The sequence below is a fragment of the Limosilactobacillus viscerum genome (assembly GCF_947387525.1).
GTDB lineage: Bacteria > Bacillota > Bacilli > Lactobacillales > Lactobacillaceae > Limosilactobacillus > Limosilactobacillus viscerum.
The window spans coordinates 1-274 of sequence record NZ_CANDNW010000085.1 but is presented as its reverse complement, the minus strand read 5'-3'; the positions used below and the strand labels follow the sequence as shown (position 1 = coordinate 274).

Annotated in this window: 1 protein-coding gene; it reads right to left on the bottom strand. The window is 38.7% G+C overall.

Translation table 11 applies throughout. The annotated features are described in order from the left end of the window. Window positions 1–158 (bottom strand): helix-turn-helix domain-containing protein (locus QOS07_RS09375; protein ID WP_143469522.1); only part of this gene is annotated, 158 nt, incomplete at its 3' end. Between the last annotated feature and the right edge of the window lie 116 nt (window positions 159–274).

Below are 274 nucleotides of genomic sequence, written 5' to 3'. Positions count from 1 at the left end.
GTTTGATGATTAACTCCTAATTGGCGACCAATTGCGCGATTGGAAAGTCCTTGCGACTTTAAAGTCGCAATCATCACACGTTCTTCTTTAGTAAGATGAGCATTCTTTTTATGAGTAGTCAATAAACTAGTAGACATGGTATCATTTAAGTGCGTCATTTGACGGACATCCTTTCATATAGGTTTGGTTCACTTAATATGATACCTGATGTCACGCCGAATGGCGTTTTTTATTTACCACCAACTGGGTGGCTAACTTCATTCTATAATCCACC